General features: G+C 72.2%; 16 protein-coding genes. 10 read left to right on the top strand and 6 right to left on the bottom strand.

The window, feature by feature from the left end; translation table 11 throughout:
• Positions 1 to 65: 65 nt before the first annotated feature.
• Complete coding sequence (locus tag ACIQMX_RS35570) at positions 66 to 758, bottom strand: hypothetical protein (protein ID WP_363075153.1); 693 nt, start codon at positions 756 to 758, stop codon at positions 66 to 68.
• 290 nt (positions 759 to 1,048) lie between these two features.
• Here ACIQMX_RS35570 and ACIQMX_RS35565 point away from each other — a divergent pair, with 290 nt between their 5' ends.
• Genes ACIQMX_RS35565 through ACIQMX_RS35555 form a run of 3 tightly spaced genes read left to right on the top strand, consistent with a single transcriptional unit; the run spans position 1,049 to position 5,344 of the window.
• Entirely contained in the window at positions 1,049 to 2,539 is a 1,491-nt protein-coding gene (locus tag ACIQMX_RS35565; protein ID WP_363075155.1) for a DUF4331 domain-containing protein, read from the top strand.
• Complete coding sequence (locus ACIQMX_RS35560) at positions 2,536 to 3,813, top strand: tetratricopeptide repeat protein (protein ID WP_402484311.1); 1,278 nt, start codon at positions 2,536 to 2,538, stop codon at positions 3,811 to 3,813. Before ACIQMX_RS35565 ends, ACIQMX_RS35560 begins: the two co-directional genes overlap by 4 nt.
• 19 nt (positions 3,814 to 3,832) lie before the next feature.
• Positions 3,833 to 5,344, top strand: coding sequence for a nickel transporter (locus tag ACIQMX_RS35555; protein WP_402484309.1), 1,512 nt, complete (start codon positions 3,833 to 3,835; stop codon positions 5,342 to 5,344).
• 1 nt (position 5,345) lies between these two features.
• Here the strand turns inward: ACIQMX_RS35555 and ACIQMX_RS35550 are convergent, their stop codons facing one another.
• The 3 genes from ACIQMX_RS35550 to ACIQMX_RS35540 all read right to left on the bottom strand — a co-directional run bounded on the left by ACIQMX_RS35550 (position 5,346) and on the right by ACIQMX_RS35540 (position 8,686).
• On the bottom strand, positions 5,346 to 7,430 hold the full coding sequence (locus tag ACIQMX_RS35550; RefSeq protein ID WP_402484307.1) for a protein kinase: 2,085 nt from the start codon (positions 7,428 to 7,430) through the stop codon (positions 5,346 to 5,348).
• A gap of 132 nt (positions 7,431 to 7,562) precedes the next feature.
• The gene (locus tag ACIQMX_RS35545; RefSeq protein ID WP_363075161.1) at positions 7,563 to 8,096 is read right to left on the bottom strand and encodes a MarR family winged helix-turn-helix transcriptional regulator; all 534 of its coding nucleotides are present in this window, start codon (positions 8,094 to 8,096) and stop codon (positions 7,563 to 7,565) included.
• Positions 8,093 to 8,686 carry a DJ-1/PfpI family protein gene (locus ACIQMX_RS35540; protein ID WP_363075163.1) on the bottom strand — a complete coding sequence of 198 codons (594 nt, stop codon included), beginning with the start codon at positions 8,684 to 8,686 and terminating at the stop codon, positions 8,093 to 8,095. Before ACIQMX_RS35540 ends, ACIQMX_RS35545 begins: the two co-directional genes overlap by 4 nt.
• A 171-nt stretch (positions 8,687 to 8,857) precedes the next feature.
• Between ACIQMX_RS35540 and ACIQMX_RS35535 the strand changes: the two genes are divergently transcribed.
• From ACIQMX_RS35535 to ACIQMX_RS35525, 3 genes are all read left to right on the top strand, one after another.
• Positions 8,858 to 10,219 (top strand): aspartate aminotransferase family protein, encoded by a 1,362-nt coding sequence (locus ACIQMX_RS35535; protein WP_363075165.1) that lies wholly within the window; start codon positions 8,858 to 8,860, stop codon positions 10,217 to 10,219.
• Between the two features lie 68 nt (positions 10,220 to 10,287).
• Positions 10,288 to 11,055, top strand: coding sequence for a GntR family transcriptional regulator (locus ACIQMX_RS35530; protein WP_363075167.1), 768 nt, complete (start codon positions 10,288 to 10,290; stop codon positions 11,053 to 11,055).
• A 143-nt stretch (positions 11,056 to 11,198) separates the two neighbouring features.
• Positions 11,199 to 11,849: a hypothetical protein gene (locus tag ACIQMX_RS35525; protein ID WP_363075169.1), complete on the top strand. Its 651-nt coding sequence runs from the start codon at positions 11,199 to 11,201 to the stop codon at positions 11,847 to 11,849.
• A gap of 44 nt (positions 11,850 to 11,893) precedes the next feature.
• On the opposite strand, the gene ACIQMX_RS35520 is transcribed toward ACIQMX_RS35525, so the two are convergent.
• Positions 11,894 to 12,688, bottom strand: coding sequence for an SLATT domain-containing protein (locus tag ACIQMX_RS35520; protein ID WP_402484304.1), 795 nt, complete (start codon positions 12,686 to 12,688; stop codon positions 11,894 to 11,896).
• A 378-nt stretch (positions 12,689 to 13,066) separates the two neighbouring features.
• Here ACIQMX_RS35520 and ACIQMX_RS35515 point away from each other — a divergent pair, with 378 nt between their 5' ends.
• From ACIQMX_RS35515 to ACIQMX_RS35500, 4 genes are all read left to right on the top strand, one after another.
• Positions 13,067 to 13,402, top strand: coding sequence for a YbaB/EbfC family nucleoid-associated protein (locus ACIQMX_RS35515; RefSeq protein WP_148022075.1), 336 nt, complete (start codon positions 13,067 to 13,069; stop codon positions 13,400 to 13,402).
• A 115-nt stretch (positions 13,403 to 13,517) separates the two neighbouring features.
• Positions 13,518 to 14,117 carry a recombination mediator RecR gene (recR, locus tag ACIQMX_RS35510; RefSeq protein ID WP_148019920.1) on the top strand — a complete coding sequence of 200 codons (600 nt, stop codon included), beginning with the start codon at positions 13,518 to 13,520 and terminating at the stop codon, positions 14,115 to 14,117.
• A gap of 101 nt (positions 14,118 to 14,218) precedes the next feature.
• A complete protein-coding gene (locus ACIQMX_RS35505) occupies positions 14,219 to 14,878 on the top strand; it encodes a DUF5063 domain-containing protein (RefSeq protein WP_402484301.1) in 660 nt (219 codons plus the stop codon).
• 68 nt (positions 14,879 to 14,946) lie between these two features.
• Positions 14,947 to 15,501: a GNAT family N-acetyltransferase gene (locus ACIQMX_RS35500; RefSeq protein ID WP_402484299.1), complete on the top strand. Its 555-nt coding sequence runs from the start codon at positions 14,947 to 14,949 to the stop codon at positions 15,499 to 15,501.
• 123 nt (positions 15,502 to 15,624) lie between these two features.
• Here the strand turns inward: ACIQMX_RS35500 and ACIQMX_RS35495 are convergent, their stop codons facing one another.
• Positions 15,625 to 16,452: an alpha/beta hydrolase gene (locus ACIQMX_RS35495; RefSeq protein ID WP_363075177.1), complete on the bottom strand. Its 828-nt coding sequence runs from the start codon at positions 16,450 to 16,452 to the stop codon at positions 15,625 to 15,627.
• Positions 16,453 to 16,665: the final 213 nt, after the last annotated feature.

Genomic DNA, 16,665 nt, shown 5'->3' with positions numbered 1-16,665 from the left:
GAAGGCGGGTCCACGCCCACGACGCACCCGGCCGGGCCCGCGAAGGACCGGCCGGGGGCGGGAAATCAGAAGCTCGGGAAGCCGGTGGGCGAGGACTGGCCCGGGATGTAGTCGAAGTTCGGGGTGAGCGTGCCGAGCAGGCTGCCGACGCGCGGCCCCTCGACGCCGGTCACCTCGGAGAACATCTGCGACGCCTCGGCCGTGATGCGGAACGGCACCTTCTCCAGGCGGAAGCCCGTGGGGCTGGGGCGGGCGCCGAGCAGGGCCTCGGCGGGGGTCGTGTCCGCGACCATCAGTTCATCGGCGCGCGGCACGCCGTTCACCGTGACGCCCGCGGAGTAACCGGGCGTCGGCATCACGCGGATGTAGGTCGGCTTCAGCGTGATGGTCTTACCGGAGGCAGGGTGGCGGAAGTTCAGCCCGCCGGGGTAGAAGATGCGGCCCCGGGAGTCGAGGCCGTCCCCTGCCGTGGAGCCGATCGGCATGGAGAAGCTCCGGCCGTCCGGGGCCATCACGAAGGGGCTGATGGCCTCCAGCGTGATGTCGCGGTCCCGCATCCAGTCCAGCAGTTCGTCGCTGAGCTCCACGTCGGCATCGCCCCACGGGGAGATGTACACGCCCGGGAACGGGTCGGCGGCAGCCGACCGCGCGGCAGGGGCCTGGGCGTCGGTGGCTCCGGCGGAAGCCATGCCGAACGGCACGGTCAGGGCGGCGATGGCGGCGAGGACGGAGAGACGGCGGATTGCGCGCATGCTCATGAAGCCTTCCGGTCGGATGAAGCGTGGGGGGTGTCGGGCGAGAGAGCCCGCGGAAGTCCAACAGGATTCAACAAAGCACGAATTGACGGAGCGGCAGATCAATGCCCCGCAGTGCGAACGCCTGGTGGATGTGCCCATCAATGCATACATGTGCGCATGATCAAACTGCGCCTCACCTATTAGGTGGAAACGACCACGCGATCGGGTCTGAGCGGCGCGGTGAACGCCCGTCATGATCAACAACGCACCACTCTGGGCCTACCCCCGTACGCCGAGCACTGGAGCGCAGCATGCCCGCAACTGACGTCCGGCCACCGAGGCTGCCCCGGCGAATCCCCCGAGGCCGCACGGCCGTTCTCACCGCCACGGCCGTCGCACTGACCGTCACCTCCCTCTGGGGGCCGCTGACCGGAACCGGCGAGGCGGGCGGACACATCGACGCTCCGTCGTCCGTGCTGGACACGGCCGCCGACCTCACCGACGTCTACGCGTTCAGCAGCCCGGATAATCCGGACATGGTCACGCTCATCGCCAATGTCCGTCCGTTCGAGATGCCGGGGACCGCGGCGAACGCCTTGGTCGACTACCCGTTCGCGACCGGTGCGCGGTACGAGATCCACACCGACGCCGACGGGGACGGGGCGCCCGACACCACGTACCGCTGGACGTTCCGCGACGACGACCGCCGGCCCTTCGGGCTCGGCCCCAAGGTCGGCCCGGAGCCGGTGACTTCGCTGGACGACCGATCGCTGGGGGTGCGCCAGAAGTACACGCTCGAACGGGTCACGGCCGCCGGTACCCAGACTTTGCTGAACGACGCGATCGCGGCACCCACCCACGCCGGCCGGTTCCTGATGCCCGACTACCGCAGGCTGCGCACGCAGGCGACCCGTGACCTTCCGGGTGGCGGACGGACCCTGGCGGGCCAGGTCGCGGATTCGTTCAAGGCGGACACCCAGGTCTTCGGCCTCTACACCGTCGGTACACGGGGGCCCGTCCCCGGATGGCTGCCGGATGCCCAGCCGCTGTCCGCCCTCAACGTGAACAGCCTGATCATCCAGGTGCCCAAGCGCGAGGTGGCGTTGAAGGGTGATGCGGCACGCAATCCGGTGATCGGGGTGTGGGGCGCCGTCTCCCGGGAGGGAGCGGATCTCGGCCGCGGCCTGGCCGGTCAGGCGCCCGTCTTCCGGCAGGTCGCGCGCCACGGCAACCCCCATGTGGCGTTCACCGTGTACGGCTCCACCATCGGGCTCTCCGAGCCGGGCGGCCCCGAGGACCGGTTCCAGGCGCGGGCGCCCGAGGACGACCATCTGGAGGCCGAGTTCCTGGCCGACACCCTCGACCCCGTACCGCCCCATCGCATCGAGGCCGCGCAGGGGTTCAAGGCGCCGGCGACGCCCCGCACGGACATCCAGGCCCTCTTCCTGAAGGGGATCGGCAAGGACAACGGCTCGAAGTTCGGCTTCGATCTGAACACCCACACCATGAACGCGGACGCCGACCCGAGCCGCATCGTGATGGCCGAGGAACTGCGGCTGAACCTGATGACGCCGGTCACCGCCGCGCCGCGCGCCATGGGTGTGCTCGACGGGGACCTGCAGGGGTATCCCAACGGGCGCCGCCCCAACGACAACATCGACGGACCGCTGCTGCGCATGCTGGAGGGCGAGCCCGCCCGTCCGGCGCCGCCCGGGCTGCTGCCCGAGCCGGTGGCCGCCCTGGAAGTCGCCGACGCGCAGCGCACCTTCCCCTACCTCAACCTGCCGCACGCGGGCCCGTGAGGCGTCTGCTCTGCGCGGTCGGCGGAGCGGCGGCCGTCGCCGGGTGCCTGGCGGGACTGCTGTCTCTCGGTCCCCGGCACGAGACGCACCCGGGGGCCGCCGCTCCGCAGACCGCGGCGGCGCCCGGCGCCGCGGACCTCGCGCTCGCCACCGCCCGCGAACGCACGGAACGCTATCCGCGGGAGGCGGCGGTCTGGTCGGACCTGGCACGCGCCGAAGTCGAACAGGCCAGGGTCACGCTGGACGCGAGCCGTCTCGACGCGGCCGACAAGGCACTGCGCACCTCCCTGGCCCTGCGTGAGAAGGACAACTACGCCGCCGTCACGGGCCAGGGGCTGGTGGCCAACGCCCGCCACGAGTTCGCCGAGGGCCGTGACTTCGGCCTCCGCGCGACCCGGATGGCACCGGACCGGGCGGACGGCTACGCCGTACTGGCCGACGCGCAGATCCAGCTCGGCGACTACCCGGCGGCCCGGGCCGCCGTCCAACGGCTGCTGGACATCGCGCCCGCCGGTGCGGCGTACAGCAGGGCGGCGTACGACCTGGAGACCAACGGCAGACCGGCGGACGCCGCGATCGCTCTGCAACGTGCCGTGGACAGCGCCTCGACAGCCGACGAACGCGCCTTCGCCGAGGCCAGGCTGGGGGACCTGGCCTGGTCGCGGGGCGCGGTGGACCGGGCGGAGCGGCACTACCGGCTCGCGCTGGACGCGGTACCCGGCCATCCGTACGGGGAAGCCGGGCTGGCCAGGGTGTCGGCGTCGCGGGGCGACACGGCGAAGGCCCTGGGCATGTACCGGGAGCTCACCGGACGGACCCCGCTGCCTCAGTTCCTCGCCGAGGCCGTGGAGTTGGGCGGCGGTGCCCGGGTACGAACGGAGACGGCGGCGCTGGACGCACAGGTACGGCTGCTGCGGGCGTCGGGTGGAGCGGTCGATCCGCATCTCGCGCTGTACGTCGCCGATCACGGTGACCCGGACGTCGCGGTGGAGCTCATGCGGGGCGAGTGGAAGCGGGCGCGGAGCGTCATCGTCGCGGACGCGCTGGGCTGGGCACTGCACCGGGCGGGCCACGACTCCGAAGCCGTCGGATACGCCCGCAGGGCCGCCAGGACGGGCTGGGACAACGCGCTCTTCCGGTACCACCGGGGGGCGATCGAGCGGGCGCTCGGGCTGCCGGAGGGTCCACGGCACCTGCGCGAGGCGCTCGCACTGAACCCGCACTTCTCCCCGTACCACGCGCCCTTGGCACGACGGCTGTTGAAACCGACCTGAAGAGGACCGAGTCACCGAGTTGATGATGCGAACCGCCCGCACGCTGCCTGCCGCGTTGCTGATCTGCCTGTCCGCGGCGCCGGTGGCCGGCGCGGCACAGCCTGCGCATCCGCTGGGCAATTTCAGCATGAACCACTACGACGGGCTCCGGCTCGCACGGGACGGGATCACGGACACCGCCGTGGTCGACAGCGCGGAGATTCCCACGGCCCAGGACGAGGGCGCGACCGACCGGAACCGGGACGGGACCGTCTCCGACGAGGAGGCGGCCACCCGTGCGAAGGAGCGGTGCACGGCGCTCGCCGGGCGGACCCGGCTCTCGGTGGATGGCGAGGCGCTGATGTGGCGGGTCGGACGCAGCGCGCTGACGTACGGCAGAGGGGCGGCCGGAATGCCGCTTGCCAGGCTGACCTGCTCGCTGAGCGCCGAGGCCCGTCTTTCCCGGACCGCCCATGTGGTGTTCACCTCGGCGGCCGAGGCCGGCCGGACGGGCTGGAAGGAGATCACGGCGGCCGGTGACGGCGTTCGCCTGATCGGGTCGTCCGTTCCGGCGCGGAGCGCGAGCGAGGTGCTGCGCCGGTACCCGTCCGACGGTCAGGCCTCCGACGTGGTGCGTGCGGAGCTCCGCACGGAGCCGGGAACGGGCGCCGCCGCAGGACCCGGCCGTCCCGGTGCGGCCCCGGCCGTCGACCGGGGTGCGGTCCTCTTCCCGGCGCTGGAGGAGCGGCTCACCGGACTGACGTCCAGCCGGGACCTGACGGTTCCGGTGGGTCTTCTCGCGATCCTGCTGACGATGCTGCTCGGCGCCGGTCACGCGGCGCTGCCGGGGCACGCCAAGCTGGCGGTCGCCGCGTGCCTGGCACGGCGGGAGGGCGGCGTACGGGCCGCGTTCGCCGTCGGCGCGACGGTGACGGCGACGCACACCGCGGGGGTGCTGGCCGTGGGGCTGGCGCTGACCGCGGGAGGCGGGTTCCTCGGCGAGCGGCTGCTGGGGTGGCTGGGTGCGGTGAGCGGGGCGGTGATCGCGGTGCTGGGGGCGGGACTTGCGGTCACGGCGGTACGGGAGCTGAAGACGCGCAACCCGGCGTCGCACGGCCACCACCACGGCCATGGACACAGCCACACTCACAGCCACAGCCACGGTCACAGCCATGGGCGCGGGGGTGACGACCACGTGCACGGGCAGTCGGCCGGAACAGGGCCCACCCGCGGCAAGGGCCTGCCCGCGCTGCTGGGGGTCGGGCTGGCTGGTGGTCTGGTGCCCAGTCCGTCCGCGCTCGTCGTCCTGCTGGGTGCCGTCGCGCTCAGCCGTACGTTCTTCGGCGTCCTGCTGGTCGTCGGATACGGCGTGGGAATGGCCCTGACCCTCACCTCCGCCGGACTGTTGCTCTCCAGCAGCGGCAACAGGGCCGCGGCCCTGGCCGAGCGTCGGCTGCCCGCGCTGCGGCGCTGCCTCCCGTACGCGAGTGTCGTCACCGCCTCGGCCGTCCTCGCCGTCGGCATCGGTCTCGTGGTGCGCGGCCTGAGCTGAGTCAGCCGGACTTCGTGTACGTGAGCTTCTCGCCGGAGTCCGTGTTCGTGCGGCTCAGGGTGCCGTCGGGGAGCAGGGTGAGCGTGGTGGAGCTGCCCGGGGTGCAGGACGTCATCGGCTCGCCCTCCGTCACCGCGGACGGGCCGATACTGACCGGCTCGCCCTCGGACGGCTCCGTCGCGAGATCCGCCTGGAAGACACAGCGGTAGGTGCCGCCGGTGTCCAGCGGACCCTCGGCGGTGAGAGTGAGCACGGAATCGCCCACCTGTCCTTGCTGGATCACGAGTTCGCGCGTGGAGTGGCCGGCGGCGTTGTCGATGGAGCCGGACCAGGTGCCCACGTACTCCTGCGGGATGACCCCCTGGTCGTCCCCGTTCTGCCCGTCGTCGCTGGGCGAGGGGTCCTGCGGGCCGTCCGGCGAGGGCGAGTTGGACGAGTCGTCCGCCGGGGAGGGGTCGGCCGATTCGGTGGGGGAGGCGGTGGTGCCCGTGCCGCGGTCGCTCATGAGCGCGTAGACGGAGCCGCCCGCCCCGATGGCGACGAGCACGGCGACCGCGACGAGGGCGATGGTCGACCCGGCACTGCGGCGCGGGGGCGGCGGCTGGGCACCGGCCGGGTGGACCGGGCCGTACGGGGGTGTGGGCCCGAATCCCGGCTGCTGCGGGTAGCCGTACGCGTAGCCCTGGTTGGGCGCCTGCTGCTGTGGATAGCCGTAGCCCTGGTTGGGCGCCTGCTGCTGCGGATAGCCGTATCCCTGGCCCGGGTGCGGCTGGGCCGGCAGTTGCGGGTAACCGTACGCGGGAGAGGGCGGCGCGGGCTGTGGGGGTTCGGCCGGGGGGACGGCGGGTGTGGGAGGCCCGACCATGGTGGACGGTCCGGGGGCGTGGGCGGCTGCGGGTGGTGCGGGTGCCACGGGGGGTGTGGGCGGCGCGGCTTCGGCGGGGGCCGGTGCCGGTTCCCGGCCCGGCGTTCCCTCCGGTGGCGTGTGCGGCGTGGCTTCCTGCGGTGGCGCGGGGACGGTGGCCGTGTCGGTGGGCACGGCATCGGCCGGGACAGGGGCGGTGGGGACGGCGTCGGACGGGACGGCGTCGGACGGGACGGCGTCGGACGGGACGGCGTCGGACGGTTCGTTGTCCTTGGGCCCCGCGTCCATCGGGTCCTCCGAGTCCAGCAGACCCACGGCGTGGCGGCCGAGTTGGGCGATGAGGGCGCCCGGCAGCCAGGGCTCGGCGGAGTCGCCCTCGTCCAGCCGGTCCAGGATCTCGTCCGGCGACGGACGCGTCGCCGGGTCCTTGCGCAGGCAGTCCTGGATCAGTTCCACGAGGTCGACCGGGACCCCGGTCAGGTCCGGGTCCTCCTGCGCGATCCGGAACAGCAGCGCGTGCACCCCGCTGGCCGCCGCGCCGAACGGAAGACGTCCGGTCGAGGCGTACGCGAGCACAGCCCCCAGGCAGAACACGTCGCACGCCGGGGTCACACGCTCGCCGCGCACCTGCTCGGGCGACATGAAGCCGGGCGAGCCGACCAGGGCGCCGGTGCGGGTGAGGCCGCCGTCGGTGACGGTGTCGAGCGCCCTGGCTATGCCGAAGTCGATGACGCGCGGGCCGTCGATCGTCAGCAGGATGTTGGACGGCTTGAGGTCGCGGTGGATGAGATCGGCGCCGTGGATGGCCCGCAGGGCGTGGGCGAGCCCGGTGCCCAGGATGTGGACGGAGCGGTCCGGCAGCGGGCCGTACGCCCCGGGCGCCGGTCCGGCCGCGGTGTACGCGCGCCCGGTGACGGTGGTCTGGAGGGAGGGGCCGGCGACATAGCCGGTGGCGACCCAGGGAACGACGGCCTCGGTGTCGGCGTCCAGGACGGGAGCGGTCCAGGTGGAGCCGACCCGGCGGGCGGCCCGCACCTCCTGCCGGAACCGGTCGCGGAACTCGTGCTGCGCGGCGAGTTCCTCGCGGACCAGTTTGATCGCGACCACGCGCCCGCGGTCGGAACGGGCCAGATAGACCTGGCCCATGCCGCCCGCGCCGAGCCGGCCCAGCAGGCGGTAGGCGCCGATGCGTTGCGGATCGGCGGACCCGAGCTTCTCCATGGTGTGCAGTCCTCCCCCGTACGGCGACACGCCGGACGGGGACGAGAATAGCGGCGCGCGTCGCCCCGGCGGGGGCCGGTGGGCGGGGCTTGTCCGCGGGGAAGCCGGCCGGGGCGGGCGCCGACCGTGCCCTCAATCGCCGGACGGGCCGGGGGAGTCGGGCCCGGCGAGCGATCCAGGACCGCCCGGGTGACCGGGACCGCCGGGGGCGTCGGGCGGGTCCGGGGGCCCGAGGGTCTCCAGCGCCCGGGTCAGGCGCTCCAGTACCCGTACCGTCTCCGTGAAGCCCTCGTCCCCCAGCTCCCGCGCCAGGCGTGCCGCGAACTGGGCATGTCCCGGGTTGATCCGGGACATCGCGGCCCTGCCCTCCTCCGTGGGGCGGAGCAGCTTCGCGCGGCGGTGGGCCGGGTTGGGGAGGTACTCCGCGAGGCCCTTGCCCACCAGCAGATCGGCGATGCGCTGCACGCCCTGCCGGGTGATGCCCATCGAGCGGGCGATACCGGAGACCGGCAGCGGCTCGCTGATCACCGCGCCGAGCACCTGCCACCACGCGGCGGTCAGCCCGGCCGGAGCGGCCAGCTTGTCCGCCACGGAGAGGAACCGGCCGTTGAGATGGAAGATCCCGAGGGCGGTCCGGCTCAGCCGGTCCTGGTCCGCGTGGCTCATCCCTGCAGCACCTCGTACGCGCTCGGGTCCGAATCGTGGAAGAGCCGGTACCAGGCGTCGAGCTTCTTCCCGTCGTACACCCCGAGACGGGCGAAGACCTCGCGGGCGAACGCGACCGGTTCGGTGGGTCCGGCGGTGATCAGGTCGCCGTCGGTCACGGCATCGGCCTCCGTGTAGTGCGCGCCGCCCGCGTATCCGGTGGCCGCCAGGTAGAAGGAGACCGCGCTCGTGTGCGCCCGCTCGTCGAGCAGTCCCTCGCGGGCCAGTCCCGCCGTCGCCCCGCAGATCGCGGCGACCGGCACGCCCGCGTCCAGGAAGGTGCGCGCGGTGCGGGCGAAGGGGGCGAGCGCGTCGCCGGAGTCCCACAGCGCCGCGCCCGGCAGGATCAGCAGCGCACCGTCCTCGGGGCGCAGCCCGGCGAGCGGCAGATCGGGGTGGACGGTCAGTCCGCCCATGCTGGTGACGGGGGCGGTGGTGGGGCCGACCGTCCGGACGGTGAAGCCGTTCTGGGCGAGGTGGGCGGTCGTGTGCCCGGTCTCCCAGTCGGCGTAGGTGTCGTACACGGCCAGGTATGCGGTTCCGCGGGTCATGACGGCCTCCTCGACAGGATGAACGTTGATGACAACATGTTGTCGCTTCGACAGCATGTTGTCAATTGCTCGCGAGGGTGCGGCGCGCCCCGACACCCTGCCGAACCAGGCGGCCCACGGCATACAAGGTGGCCATACCGGACGCCCGCCGCCGACGCCTACGCTCCTCGCATGACCCCTCATCTCCCTGCCGACTCCGCTGCCGGAGCGGCCGTCAAGGCCGCCGACCGCGCGCACGTGTTCCACTCATGGTCCGCCCAGGGCCTGATCGACCCGCTCGCCGTCGCCGGCGCCGAGGGGGCGTACTTCTGGGACTACGACGGCAACCGCTACCTGGACTTCACCAGCGGCCTCGTCTTCACCAACATCGGTTACCAGCACCCCACCGTCGTCGCCGCGATCCAGGAGCAGGCGGCGAGGATGACGACCTTCGCGCCCGCCTTCGCGATCGAGTCGCGCTCCGAGGCCGCCCGCCTCATCGCCGAGCGCACCCCCGGCGACCTGGACAAGATCTTCTTCACCAACGGCGGTGCCGAGGCGGTCGAGAACGCCGTCCGGATGGCCCGGCTGCACACCGGCCGTACGAAGGTGCTCTCCGCCTACCGCTCGTACCACGGCGCCACCTCCACCGCGATCAACCTGACCGGCGACCCGCGCCGCTGGGCGTCCGACAACGGCTCGGCGGGCGTCGTCCGGTTCTGGGCCCCGTTCCTCTACCGTTCGCCGTTCTACGCGCAGACCGAGGCGGAGGAGTGCGCCCGCGCGCTCCAGCACCTGGAGGACACGCTCGCCTACGAGGGCCCGTCGACCATCGCCGCGATCATCCTGGAGACCATTCCGGGCACCGCCGGCATCATGACGCCGCCGCCCGGCTATCTCGCCGGTGTCCGCGAGATCTGCGACCGGTACGGCATCGTCTTCGTCCTCGACGAGGTCATGGCCGGCTTCGGCCGCACCGGCAAGTGGTTCGCCGCCGACCACTTCGACGTCACGCCCGACCTGATGACCTTCGCCAAGGGCGTCAACTCCGGGTACGTCCCGCTCGGCGGCGTCGCCATCTCCGCCGAGATCGCCGCCACGTTCGAGACCCGCCCCTACCCGGGCGGCCTCACCTACTCCGGCCACCCGCTGGCCTGCGCCGCCGCGGTCGCCACCATCCACGTGATGGAGGACGAGAAGGTCATCGAGAACGCCGCCCACATCGGCGAGAACGTCCTCGGCCCCGGTCTGCGCGAACTCGCCGAGATCCACCCTTCGGTCGGTGAGGTCCGCGGCCTGGGAGCGTTCTGGGCGCTGGACCTGGTCCGCAACAAGGAGACCCGCGAGCCGCTGGTCCCGTACAACGCGACGGGCGAGGCCAACGCGCCGATGGCGGCCTTCGGCGCCGCCGCGAAGAAGAACGGCCTCTGGCCCTTCATCAACATGAACCGCACGCACGCCGTACCCGCCTGCAACGTCACGGAGGCCGAGGCCAAGGAGGGCCTGGCCGCTCTCGACGCCGCGCTGTCCGTGGCCGACCGGCACACCGCGTAACGCTTGCCGCGCCCCTTCCCGCCCCCCTCGTCTAAGGTGACCCGAGGCCGAAAGCGGGGAGGGGCGCCATGCGCGCGAGCGGAGCTGTCACACGCAGTACGCTGCGGCAGCAGATCGCGGACGCGCTGCGTGACGAGGTGATCGCCGGGCGTCTGCAGCCGGGGCGGGAGTTCACCGTCAAGCAGATCGCCGAGCAGTACGGGGTCTCCGCGACGCCCGTCCGCGAGGCGCTCTTCGACCTCTCCGCGCAGGGCCTGCTCGAATCCGACCAGCACCGGGGCTTCCGGGTCTACGAGTTCACCGTCGCGGACTACCGCGCGATGGTGGAGGCCCGCGCGCTGGTCATGGACGGGGTCATCCGGGACGTGTTCTCGGGACCGCTCCCCGGCCCCGCGCGCCAGGCCGTCCACCGGGACGCGCTCGTCTCCGTACGCCGCCGGGCCGAGGAGGCCTCCCGTGCCGCGCGCGGCGGTGACCTGGACATCCTGATCGGCTACGACCTGCGCTTCTGGCGCGAACTGGGCGCCCTCGTCGGCAACATCTACATCACCGACTTCCTCCACCGGCTGCGCGTCCAGGCATGGGTGTTCGCCGTGCCGTACCTGCGCGCCGACGGCGAGGTGCGGAACTGGCTGTGGCAGGGGCACTCCGAGCTCGTCGCCGCGATCTCGCACCGCGACCGTGAGGCTCTGCGCCGCGCCGTCGAGGACCACACCGAGCACGCCCTGCGCTGGGCGGACCGGCTGGAGGCCGGGGACCGGGACGCCCGGCCGGGAGACGCGCCGCGGCCCGACGGTCCGGCCGGTCCCGAGGACCGCGCACACCCGCCGCGCTGACCCGTCCGGTCAGGCGGGGCAGGGGCGGGCGTGAACCGGGCGCGAGCCGGTACCGATGGGCCACTGTCCGCGACGCGTCGACCGCATTACGCTGTCCCGACCATCGCACCACCGCACACATCCCCGCATGAGAGCGAGACTTCGTGGCCTGTGACCTGTGGCTGGTCCCCCTCGTCGACGTGCTGTGCCACAGCCCCGACAACCCCTTCGCCGAAGAGATAGCCGTCTACGACAACGCGCTCGGCGAGGCAGGGCTGCCGCCCGTGCCCGTCTACGCGTACATGCCCGGGCTGACCGGCGACGTGGCCCCGGTCGCGGGCTTCGACTACGACGCGCTGCACTTCCTGCGCCGCGCCTACCTGCTCCAGCTCAGCGGACTCGCCGTCACCCCCGTCGACGAACTGGGCGGGGACTACGAGCAGTTGCTGGAGATGTTCGAGCCGACCGCCCAGCAGTCACATCTGGTGTGGCACTACGACCACGCGGGCGCCTACGTTCCTGTGGACTTCGCCGTGCCCCTGTCCACCGATGCCCTTCTGGAGGGCGGCGGTCCGCTCGGCTCGGCGTACGGACTGCTGCGCGAGCTGCAGTTCGTCGCCCCGTCCATCGGCATCGACCCCGCCAACCCGCCGCCGGCCCCGCTGCCGCCCGCCGGGCCCACCTCGCTGGAGGAGCCGGCGATGCCGTTCCCGTACGACAACAACCCGTTCGCCCGGGAGCGCCATGTCTGGCTCGGCCTGCACGCGGCGGTCACCCGCAGTCTCGCGCAGGGCTCGATGATCATCTTCAGCTGAGGGTGCGGACCCTGCCGCTCCCCGCGGTGCTCACCGGTGACCGGTCACCGCGGGGACTCCGGCGGCCGCTGCCGCGGCATGTTCGGCCGGCCCATCGACTGCAGCGGGAACCTGCCCGGCTGAACCCCGGGCTCCGCGCGCCCGCCGGCCGAGCCGCCGGAGACCAGCGCCTGCATGCCCATCGGGGCGGGACCGGCCCGGAACTCCACCATCCAGTCCGCGGTCTCCGACCGTACGAGTTCCGTGATGTCCTCCGAGAAGCGCCGCAGCACCCCCAGGCACCGTTCGGCCGCCTCGCTCGCCGTGCCCTCGGTCGGGCCGAGCACCTCCCGCACGCACTCCGAAGCCCAGTCGAACTGGAGCACCTGGAGCCTGCGCTGTACGGCCTGGGCCGTGGCGAGATTCCTTATCCAGCCCGAGGTCAGGCCGAAGTACCGGTCGCAGGCCATGCAGGCGGCGCCCAGCAGCAGCGACAGATACCCCCAGCCCGCCGCGCCGTGCAGCGCCCCCGTCAGGTCCAGCAGCGGCAGCGCGGCTCCCGCGACCGCCCCGGCCGCCGTGCCCAGCCGCAGCGCCCTGGCGCCGCGCCGCTTCCACACCCGGTCACCCAGGTACCAGTCGGCGGTGCGCAGCGCGTCGGACTCGACCCATCGGTACAGCTCGTCGAGCCGCTGAGCGGGTTCGCCCCAGTCGCCGAGCGGGAACGGCGTTCCGGTCAGGTCCCTGCCCTGTGCCTCACGGTTCCGAGCGCCGGAGCCCGCACCGGAAGGAGTGACCGGACCGGGCACACCGGATTCGTTGCGGGGCGGCCCTTCGGGCTGCATCTCCGGCTGACTCACCGGGGTACTCCTCTGCATGCTGTATAGCGACGCGTGTTTCTCGACCGCGTACTCGACGATGGGCGGATCTCTGTTCTCTGTGCACTCGCTGCTCACCGGCCCGGTGCGACCCGCGTTCCCCCGTGCGTAACCATGCGTGACGGGAGATGCGCGTGCGCGTACCGGGACGCACCCCTTCCTACCGCCGAATGGTGGGCCGTGGGGTCGAAATCGCGGTATTCCCGGGTACACAGGGCCTCTGGTCAGGTATAGGAGCCCCGCCACGGTTTCCGAGAACTCACTCGAAAGAGTTGCTGACCAGTGGGTGGGGCGCGCTGCCCGGGGAGCACGTAGGCTCGGCTTACCGAAACATTTGTCGTCGAAATGCCTGGAGTGACCGTGATTCCCGGTGGTGGTCAGCCCAACATGCAGCAGCTGCTGCAGCAGGCTCAGAAGATGCAGCAGGACCTCGCCCAGGCCCAGGAGGAGCTGGCCAGGACCGAGGTCGACGGCCAGGCGGGCGGTGGCCTGGTGAAGGCGACGGTCAACGGCTCCGGTGAACTGCGCGGCCTGGTGATCGACCCGAAGGCGGTGGACCCGGAGGACACCGAGACGCTGGCGGACCTCGTCGTGGCCGCGGTCCAGGCGGCGAACGAGAACGCCCAGCAGCTCCAGCAGCAGAAGCTGGGCCCGCTCACCCAGGGCCTGGGCGGCATGCCCGGCCTCCCCTTCTGACCGCAGGCGTACCGCGAGCGTCCGCGGACATACGGCACACGACCGCGGACATACCCAAGACGGTACGTACCCCCTACGGTACGTACCACGACGACCCGGCCCGAAAGGCGTTCCGTTGTACGAAGGCGTGGTTCAGGACCTCATCGACGAGTTGGGCAGGCTGCCCGGCGTCGGTCCCAAGAGCGCGCAGCGGATCGCCTTCCACATCCTGCAGGCCGAGCCCACTGATGTGCGCCGTCTCGCCCATGCCCTCCTGGAGGTCAAGGACAAGGTCCGCTTCTGCGCCGTCTGCGGCAACGTGGCCCAGCAGGAGGAGTGCGGCATCTGCCGTGACGCGCGCCGCGACCGGACGGTCATCTGCGTGGTCGAGGAGCCGAAGGACGTCGTGGCGATCGAGCGGACCCGTGAGTTCCGGGGCCGCTACCACGTTCTGGGCGGGGCGATCAGCCCCATCGAGGGCGTCGGTCCGGACGATCTGCGCATCCGCGAGCTGCTGGCCCGGCTCGCCGACGGCTCCATCACCGAACTGATCCTGGCGACCGACCCCAACCTGGAGGGCGAGGCCACCGCGACGTACCTGGCGCGGATGGTCAAGCCGATGGGGCTGCGCGTCACCCGGCTGGCCAGCGGCCTGCCGGTGGGCGGCGACCTGGAGTACGCGGACGAGGTCACCCTCGGCCGCGCCTTCGAGGGGAGGCGCCTGCTCGATGTCTGATCGCTTTCCGGCCGTCGACCGGCGGTCTCACGACGGCTTTACGTTCAGCGCCGTTATCTTCTTCCCACCGTCTGCGACCGTGCCCACGGGAGGTCTCCTCGATGTCTGACGCCACGCTGAACACTGTCACTCAGGACCCGGACGACTTCGCCGTCCAGATCGCCGACCAGATCAAGACGTTCATCGTCGCGGTCACCGAGGTGTCCCACGTCGAGGAGCCGGAGGAGGCCGTTCCGGTCCTGCTCCTCCAGGTCTCCCAGCTCCTGCTGGCCGGCGGCCGGCTGGGCGCGTACGAGGACATCCTTCCCGACGAGCTCTACGAGCCGGACCTGGGCGCCGAGCCGGACGCGGACGGGCTGCGCGAGCGGTTCGCGACCCTGCTGGAGCCGATCGACGTCTACTCCGAGGTCTTCGACCCGTACGAGCCCCGCAAGGCCCCGGTCCCGGCGCGGATCTCCGACGACCTGGCCGACCTGGTCACGGACCTGCGCCACGGCCTGGCCCACTACGAGGAGGACCGCACCACCGAGGCGCTGTGGTGGTGGCAGTTCTCCTACTTCTCCAACTGGGGTTCCACGGCCTCCGCCGCCCTGCGCGCGCTCCAGTCCCTGATCGCGCACATCCGGCTGAACCAGCCGCTCCAGGAGCTCGACGGCCTGGACACCGACCAGGACGCGGGCGACGACGACCTGGCCGAGGAAGCCGGCCGGGTGATGGCCGAGGAGATCGCGGGCCCGTTGGGCCTGCGGCCGGTGAAGTAGTTCCGGGAAGCTCCGGGGCGTCCGCTTTTCAAGATCATCACGGGCCGGGCCCGGAATATGATCACCGGATGATCGAAGGCACATCAGTAAGGCTCCGCGCGTTGCGCGCGGACGACGCGGCGCACCACCTCCGGTGGCGCAACGACCCGGAGGTCGTGCACTGGGCCACGGCCGGTGACCCGTGCTTCGGGCCGGTCACGGAGGAGGCGCTCGCGCTCGCCTTCGAGACGATGCTGCGGCTGCCGCCGAGGGAGTCGGCCGTCCTCACGGTCGAGGACCTCGCCGACGGCACGGTGATCGGCATGGCGGACTACCGGGACCTGGACCCGTTCGCCGGCGTGGTCACGGTGGGCGTCACGGTGGGCAGCCGGGACCACTGGGGCCGCGGGTACGGCTCGGAGGCGCTGAGGCTGCTGGTGGGGCATCTGTTCGGGGCCTTCGGGCTGCACCGGGTCGAGCTCGACACATGGAGCGGCAACGAGCGGGCCGTCCGCGCGTTCACCCGGGCGGGCTTCCGCGAGGAGGGCCGGCGCCGGGAGACCGTACGGGTGGCGGGCAGGCGGTACGACACGGTGCTGTTCGCGATGCTGCGCGAGGAGTGGGCCGCCGGCGCGGCGGCCTGAGGACGCCCCGAACCGCGCCCCGGCCGGCTTCCCGCGGGTCGTTGCGTCCGGCCGGTTTCTGCGTGAGTCACCTCGTCCGGCCGGGGCCCGCGGGTGGTTCCGGCCCGGCCGGGTTCGCGCGGGCTACTTCTTGAGGAAGTCCAGGAGGTCCTTGTTGAACTTCTCCTTGTCGCCGGGGACCAGCGCGATGCCGTGGGAGCCGCCCTCGTAGACCCTCAGCTCGGCGTCGGGGATGATCTGCGCCGACTTGCGGCCGGTGGCGTCGATGGGCACGACCTGGTCGTCGTCGCCGTGGACGACGAGGGTGGGGATGTCGAACTTCTTCAGGTCCTCGGTGAAGTCGGTGCAGGCGAACGCGTCGACGCAGCGGACACCGCCCTCGATGGTCTGCGCCATCGCCATGTACCAGAACGCGTCCTTGTTGCCCTGGGTGACCTTGTTGCCCGGCCGGTTGGCGCCGAAGAAACCTTCCGCGGTGTCCTTCCAGAACTGCGAGCGCTCCTTGAGGATGCCGGCCTTGATCTGGTCGAAGACCTCCTGCGGCACGCCCTCCGGATTGGTCGCGGACTTGAGCATGAGCGGCGGCACCGCGGACAGCAGGACCGCGGAATGGATGCGCTCGGTGCCGTGACGCCCGATGTAGCGCGCGAGTTCGCCGCCGCCCATGGAGTGCGCGACGAGCGTGACGTCCCGCAGGTCCAGGCCCGTGATCAGGTCGTCGAGGTCGTCGGCGAAGGTGTCGAAGTCGTAGCCGTCCCAGACCGGGGTGGAGCGTCCGTGGCCGCGCCGGTCGTGCGCGATGCCGCGGAACCCGGCGTCCGCCACCGCTTTGAGCTGGTCGTGCCAGGCGTCGCCGTTCAGCGGCCAGCCGTGGATGAACACCACGGGCCGGCCCCGGCCCCAGTCCTTGTAGAAGATCTCGACACCGTCGCGGGTGGTGCACACAGGCATGATCGGTCCTTTCGGTGAGTGGGGCGGCGCCGGGCGTTCGCCCGCGCCCGCCGGAAGCCCGACGAGGTTTCCGTCCCCCCGCTCGATCCTGAGGGGGCGGCCGTGAACCGCAACCGGTACGGCTCCCGGATCGGGGGCGGCGGCGTGCGGCGGGCGCCGACGGGACGGGACGGGGCATTCGGACGTACGCCGTGTGGGCTGGGCCACATGGGG

The sequence above is a fragment of the Streptomyces sp. NPDC091416 genome (genome assembly GCF_044756845.1).
Lineage (GTDB): Bacteria > Actinomycetota > Actinomycetes > Streptomycetales > Streptomycetaceae > Streptomyces.
The sequence above is the reverse complement of the archived record's forward strand: the minus strand, read 5'-3'. Positions and strand labels throughout refer to the sequence as shown.